The sequence below is a fragment of the Micromonospora sp. KC606 genome (assembly GCF_004348675.1).
GTDB lineage: Bacteria > Actinomycetota > Actinomycetes > Mycobacteriales > Micromonosporaceae > Micromonospora.
Genome location: NZ_SMKN01000284.1, coordinates 1 through 6,206, shown reverse-complemented (window position 1 = coordinate 6,206; position 6,206 = coordinate 1). Strand labels below are relative to the sequence as shown.

Here is a 6,206-nt window from a genome sequence, read left to right as displayed (position 1 = left end):
GGCCCAGCCCTTCGCGGCGACGTCCCAGGCCGCCTCGGTCCGGGCGGCCAGCCCGTCGACGTCGCCGCTGCCCAGCAGCCCGGTGAAGAGCGCCTTGCGGACCCGGTGCGCGTCGCCGTCGAGAGTGTGCACCGCGCGGTGCCCGAACAGCGTGCTGAGCACCGGCTCGGGGAGCGCCCCGTGCCGGCGGACGTGCCGTTCGTCGTAGAAGAAGCGGGCCGCCTCGGGGCCGTGAAACGCCACCGCGCGCCGCCCGGCCAGCCGGGTGGGGTAGATGTCTGCGCCGACCTCCCGGAACCGGTTGGGCAGCCAGGCGTATCCCTGGGCGATGAGGGTGAGCGTGTCGTCCAGATGCGAGCGGGCCATGCCGGGACTCCTGCCCCGGGCACGGCCCGCCAAACTCGCGTCAGTCCCGACTGACCCCTCTCGTGTGCATCCCGGTGGCCTCCTCCAGGGCGTTGTCGGCCAGGTCGCCGCCTGCGGTGTCGTCCGGGAAGGGGCGGCGGGCCGGTGCGGGGTCGGGAGGGGCGCCGGGCCCCGCCTCCGGAACCGGCGTCGTCTCGACCGGACCGAAACCGTGTCGCCCGGCCGGCCCCGACGGCCCCGCCGGCGCCCCGGCCCGGCGGTCGCCACGCCGTCCCTGCGGCACCGCGGTCTCCTCGCTTCCCTCGCCCATCGGATCATCCTCGCTCGCGCCCCAGGGCGGGTCGGCGTCGAAGCCGTCCGTGGTGCCCCAGGGACCCGCGGACTGTGGCCCGCGTCCGTTGCCGTCCGTCGCTGCCTCGTCCCCCGTCATGGCCACCTCGCTGCTCGTCGTGCCTCCCGGTCGTCCGGCCCCGGCGCGGCGACCGCCGTCGAACCGCGCCGGATGGGCCGCGCCGGCATTTCCGGAACGACCTCAGCCAGCCATCGCCATCCGGCGCTTCGCCGCACCCATCGCGGCGACCTTCCCCATCGTCTTCGGCGCGCTCATCATCCCGCCCGCGCGACCGAGCAGGCCCCGGAACACCTGACCCGGCTTCTGCTGCTCGCTCATGTACGAGGTCACCACCACCAGCGCCCCGGTCAACGCCGGGATCGTCCACTGCAGCACCTTCATCCTGCGCTGGCAGGACGCCACGTCGCCGGGCGTCTGGTAGTTGGGTTCGGTGATCCCCTCCACCGGCGGGTTGCCGGCCTTCTCCAGTCGCATGCCGAGCAACCGGCTGTATCCGGTCACCGCCAGCGCGCCGACGGTGAGCGCCGTCTTGACCGCGCTCATCCGCCCCACCCCGCGTTGGGCGAGGACGCGTGGGCTCTCCGTGGCGAGTTCGCCGACCGCGCCGGCCAGGTGGGCCCCGATCGCCGCCGCGTTGACCGGCGTCCACCGGGACCAACCCGCCGAGGCGATCGGCATGCGCTGGGTCGAGTCGCTGATCCGTGCCGCTGCCCCGTTGACGCCGAGCGCTCCCATCAGGGAGCCGCCGAACCAGGCCGCCAGGCCCAGATCGTGCATGGAACGCAGCGCGGTGTGCCGTTCGGACATCTGATCCCCCTCCACCGTGTTCGGGCGCAGCGGCTTACCCATCCTCGGCCCGGCTACGCACCCGGGCCCGGCACGGTCAGGCACTCTCCGGCAGCCAGTAGACGGAGATGGCGAGAAGCGGTTCGGGCCCGTTGTTCCGAATCTGATGCGGCACGTGGCTCTCGAACGCCACGACGTCCCCGGTGTTGAGGCAGGGGCCGGCGCCGGGAACGGCAGCAGCGCGGCCGGACCACCGTGGCCGGCGGCGCGCCTCAGGCGCGGGGCGTGAGGGTGGCGGTGAAGTCGGCCACCCGGCGGGCCAGCGGCACGCCGGCCCGGACCCAGACGAAGTGGTCCAGTGGGGCCCCGGCCTCGGCGACGGTGTAGCGGGCCCGGGTCACCGGTGCGGCGGTGAGCTTGGCGCAGAGGTGGTCGACCGTGGCGTGCGGGGTGTATTGGTCGTCGTCCATGCTCACCGCGAGCACCGGCGTGGTCAGCCGCCGCACCGCGGCCTCGGCATCCACCCCGTCCAGCGCCGGGAACCGGCCGGTGCGCGCGGTGTGCGCCCAGTCGCGGATCACCCCTCGGGCCTGCCGTCCGCCGAACCCCCACCCGGGCCAGACGCCGAGCGCAGCCGACACCGCCGCGATCCCCTGGGTGTACGCCAGCACGCCGTATCCCCGGACGCCCGGGTAGCTGCGCCACCAGGGCACGCCGACGGCGAGCAGGGCGAGCCCGTCGACCGCGTCCGCGCCGTGTACGGCGAGGTGCAGCACGGCCGCCTGCCCGCCGAGGGAGTGCCCGAGCAGTAGTCGGGTGCGGCCGTCCAGCCGGGGCTTGAGCGCGTCGAGAACGGCACCGACGTCGGTGACCAGCTCGGGGTAGCCGTACCGGCAGGCGCGCGAGGGCCGGGGTGTGCTGGCGCCGGTGCCGCGCAGGTCGACCACGGCCACGGCGAGCCCAGCCTCGCGCAGCGCGGCGGCGAACGGGCGGTAGTAGCGCGCCCGCACCCCCATCGCGGGCCAGATCACCGCCACCGGCGCGTCGGGCACCCCCGCCGGGTCCGGATAGACCTGCACGCCGATCCGCGCGCCGTCGACATCGACGAACTCCTGGGTGTACTCCGGTTCCCCGCTCATCCCCCGAGCCTACGCCGCGATGCTACTGCTGGGTAACCACAGGGTGTCGGGCGCGGGCCGGGACACGAGCCTCCTGCGCGGCCTCGGCGGGTGCGCCGTCCGGCCCGGCTGACGGACCAGCCACCGGGGCCGGGTCGCTGCGGCCCGTTCCACCCGCGCCACGGCGGCCAGCACCGTCGGCACGTCCAACTCGGCCAGCGCCGGGTGCACCCCCGCGCGGGCCGGCTCGCGCGGCCCCACCCAGAGCGCCTGGTGCCAGGGCCGGTCCGGCGGTGGCCCCCACTGCGCGGGCGGTACCGGTCCGAAGAGCAGTACCGACGGGGTGGCGTACCCGGTGGCCAGGTGCCCCATGCCGGTGTCACCGCTGATCACGAGCCGGGCGTGGGCGACCAACGCGGCCAACTCGCCGAGGTCGGTCCGCCCCGCCAGCACCGCCCCGGCCGGCAACCCGGCCAGCGCCGCCACCCGCGCGGCGATGTCGCGCTCACCTGCGCTGCCGGTCACCACCACCCGGTGGCCCCGGTCGGTGAGCGTCCGGGCCACCTCGGCGAACCGGGCCGGTGGCCAGCGCCGCTGCGTCGCCTTCGCACCCGGGTGGACGACGCTCACCCCGGTCGGCATCCGGCCCGGCGCAGGGCGGCGCAGCGCCAGGTCGCTACGGTCGGCGGGGATGCCGTACCAGGCGAGCAGGCGGCACCACCGGTCGACCTCGTGTTCCTCGGCGAACCACGGCGGGCCGTCGAGGTGACCCGCCTCGGCGTTGGCGAAGGCCAGCAGCCGGCGCGGGCGGGCACCGGCGAGCAGCCGGTGCGACTGCGGGCCGCGCCCGTGCAGGTTGACCGCCAACTCCGGCGGCGCGCCGGGCCAGGCCAGCTCGCCCAACCCGTCCGCCTCGACCAGCCGGTCGACCCCGTCGACCAGGTCGGCCAGCGGCGTGAGCCAGGCCGGCGCCGCCAGCGTCAGCTCCTGGTCCGGGTACGCGGCCCGCAGCGCGCGCAACGCCGGCACCGCTGTGGCCAGGTCGCCCACCCCCAGGGCGCGGAGCACGAGGATCACGGCCAGGAGGTTTCCCGCTCGGCGCAGACCACCAGCTCGCGGACGGCGCAGCCGGGTGGCTGGGAGAGGGCGAACATGACCGCGGCGGCGGTGTCGGCCGGGGCGTTGAGGTTGGCGTCCGGCCCGGGCTTGTACTGCTCGTCGCGGTCGTCGAAGAACGCGGTGCGCATCCCGCCGGGGATCAGCAGGGTCACGCCGACCCTCCCGGCGAGCTCGGCGGCGAGGGCCCGGGTGAACCCGACCACCCCGAACTTCGCCGCGCAGTACGCGGTCGCGTCGCTGACCGCCCTGATCCCGAGCGTCGAGGCGACCGTGACGACGTTGCCGTGGGCCGCCTCCAGAAACGGCAGCGCGGCGCGGACCACCGCGACGGTGCCGAGCAGGTCGACCGTGACGATCCGCTCCCAGGTGTCCCGGGGTACGTCGGCGAGCCTGCCGGGCACGTCCATCCCGGCGGCGGTCACCACCGCGTCCAGACCGCCGTGGCGTTCGGCGAGGTCCCGGGTCGCCTCCTCGGCGGCCCGGGTGTCAGCCAGGTCGCACTCGACCCACGGCACCCCGTCGGCCGGCGCCTGCCGGTCCAGCACGTACGGCCGCCCGCCCGTCTTGGTTACGGCGGCGACCACCGCCGCGCCGAGGCCACTGGAACCGCCCGTGACCAGTACCGCTGCTCCGTTCACATCCCTGCTCATCGTGCTCCCTTGACCAGTCGGGTGCCGCGCGCACGCGCGGCGGTGATGGTGGCGGTGGTGGATCGCCCCGCCAGGTACGGCACGGTCACCACCCGGCCGCCCCAGCCGTGTACGAGGTCGGCCTCGGGCAGTTCGGGGGCGCCGTCGCCGGCGTAGTCGCCACCCTTGACCCAGACGTCGGGGCGCAGCCGGGCCAGCGCGGTGGCCGGAGTGGCCTCGTCGAAGACGACCACGGCGTCCACACAGTCCAGCGCGGCCAGCACCCGGACCCGGTCCGCCTCGGTGTGCAGCGGGCGCTCCGGACCCTTCAGCGCCCGGACGCTGCGGTCGGAGTTCAGGCAGACGATCAGGCAGTCCCCGAGCCGGCGGGCGGCCTGGAGGGTGGCCACGTGCCCGGCGTGCAGGATGTCGAAGCAGCCGCCGGTGGCTACCACCGTGCCACCGTCGGCGCGTACCCGGGCGACGAGGTCCTCGGCGGCGGCCGGCGGGCGCGCGATCTGCTCGTGACCGACCCGGGCCAGCCCGGCGGCCCCGCCGGCGGCGACGTACGCCGACGCGGCGGCGACGGCCTCCTGCACCGCCTCCGAAGTGACCGCCCCGGCGGCGAGCGCCGTGGCGGCGGTGGCGGCGAACCGGTCCCCGGCGCCGCAGGTGTCCTCGACGTGCGTCACGGCGGACGGCGGCGGCACCACCAGCGGGGTGTTCCCGCAGTGGCAGAGCACCGCACCGTCCGGGCCCATGGTCACCGCGACAGCCCCGACCCGCCAGCGCCGGCGCAAGTCGTGCCCGGCCCGGGTGGCGGTCGACAGCCGGGAGCCAGCCCCGGCGTCGCCGGTGAGCTGGCGTAGTTCACCGAGGTTCGGGGTGACCAGCCGGGCGCCCGGTACGGCGACCGGCCCTTTCGGGTGCGGGTCCCACACCACCGGCGCGGTGGCTTCGGCGAGCGCTGAGCGCAGCGTCGGGTGCCGGACCAGTCCCCGACCGTAGTCGCTGACCAGAATCGCGCCGGCCCGGGCCAGCGCCTCCAGCGCTGCCTCCGGCGGTTCGCCGGGGGCCTGCGGTTCGCCGCCCCGGTCCAGCCGCAGCAGGGTCTGCCCGCCGGCACGGAGCCGAATCTTCTCCGAAGTCGCCCCGGGCAGCCGCAGCGGGCGGAGGCGCACCCCGGCGGTGGTGAGCAGTTCGGCGATCCGCGCGCCGGCGGCGTCGTCGGCGAGCGCCGTCACCAGTGTCACCTCGGTGCCCTGGGCGGCGGCGAGCAGTGCCGCCAGTCCGGCGCCACCGGGCCGGTCGGTGGCGGCGCGTTCGTCGAGCACCGGCACCGGCGCGTCCGGGCAGACCCGGGAGACGGTCCCGTCAACGTCCCGGTCGAGCAGGGCGTCGCCGACGACTACCAGCGGCCGGCTCACGACGGGCACCCGTGCCGGCCGGGGCGGTGCCCGTTCGGCCCGGATCCGTCGGGGCCGTGCCCGTTCACGCCGTGCCCCTGAAAGCCGCGACCGTTCAGTGCGGCGCCGCTCGGGCCGTGACCGTTGAGCGGGTAGCCGTTGACCACGGCCAGTTCGCGCCCGTCCGCGCCTGCGGGCAGCCGGCCGGAGACGGCGGCGCGGCGCGGGCGTGGGGCGGCGGCCCGGGGAAACTGGTGTACCGCCGGCAGCACCTCGTCGACGTACTCGCAGAGCAGGTGCAGCGAGACCAGATGCAGTTCCTGCACCACCTGGCTGTCCGGCGACGGCACGGCCAGCACGTCGTCGCAGACCTCGGCGAGCGGGTTCGGGGCCGGGCCGGTGAACGCCCAGCAGCGCACCCCCACGTCGC

General features: G+C 76.1%; 5 protein-coding genes and 3 pseudogenes. All 8 read right to left on the bottom strand.

The window, feature by feature from the left end:
• Positions 1–366 (bottom strand): annotated as a pseudogene (locus E1193_RS29250) (cytochrome P450); the annotation flags it as partial.
• Between the two features lie 40 nt (positions 367–406).
• Positions 407–796, bottom strand: a complete 390-nt coding sequence (locus tag E1193_RS29245; RefSeq protein ID WP_132186394.1) for a hypothetical protein — start codon at positions 794–796, stop codon at positions 407–409.
• A gap of 102 nt (positions 797–898) precedes the next feature.
• A complete protein-coding gene (locus E1193_RS29240; RefSeq protein WP_132186393.1) occupies positions 899–1,525 on the bottom strand; it encodes a hypothetical protein in 627 nt (208 codons plus the stop codon).
• A gap of 251 nt (positions 1,526–1,776) precedes the next feature.
• Positions 1,777–2,643, bottom strand: a complete 867-nt coding sequence (locus tag E1193_RS29235) for an alpha/beta fold hydrolase (protein WP_132186392.1) — start codon at positions 2,641–2,643, stop codon at positions 1,777–1,779.
• 141 nt (positions 2,644–2,784) lie between these two features.
• A pseudogene (locus E1193_RS29230) lies at positions 2,785–3,699 on the bottom strand (glycosyltransferase family 9 protein); the annotation flags it as partial.
• Positions 3,696–4,379, bottom strand: a complete 684-nt coding sequence (locus tag E1193_RS29225) for an SDR family oxidoreductase (RefSeq protein WP_207922915.1) — start codon at positions 4,377–4,379, stop codon at positions 3,696–3,698. The pseudogene E1193_RS29230 and the gene E1193_RS29225, both read right to left, overlap by 4 nt.
• Before the next feature lie 8 nt (positions 4,380–4,387).
• The gene (locus E1193_RS29220; protein ID WP_132186389.1) at positions 4,388–5,797 is read right to left on the bottom strand and encodes a PfkB family carbohydrate kinase; all 1,410 of its coding nucleotides are present in this window, start codon (positions 5,795–5,797) and stop codon (positions 4,388–4,390) included.
• Positions 5,794–6,206 (bottom strand): annotated as a pseudogene (locus tag E1193_RS33545) (hypothetical protein); the annotation flags it as partial. The pseudogene E1193_RS33545 and the gene E1193_RS29220, both read right to left, overlap by 4 nt.

Bases quoted from the DNA above. Each gene is read 5' to 3' on its own strand.
- E1193_RS29235 (WP_132186392.1), bottom strand. From the start codon at position 2,643: ATGAGCGGGGAACCGGAGTACACCCAGGAGTTCGTCGATGTCGACGGC.
- E1193_RS29240 (WP_132186393.1), bottom strand. From the start codon at position 1,525: ATGTCCGAACGGCACACCGCGCTGCGTTCCATGCACGATCTGGGCCTG.
- E1193_RS29245 (WP_132186394.1), bottom strand. From the start codon at position 796: ATGACGGGGGACGAGGCAGCGACGGACGGCAACGGACGCGGGCCACAG.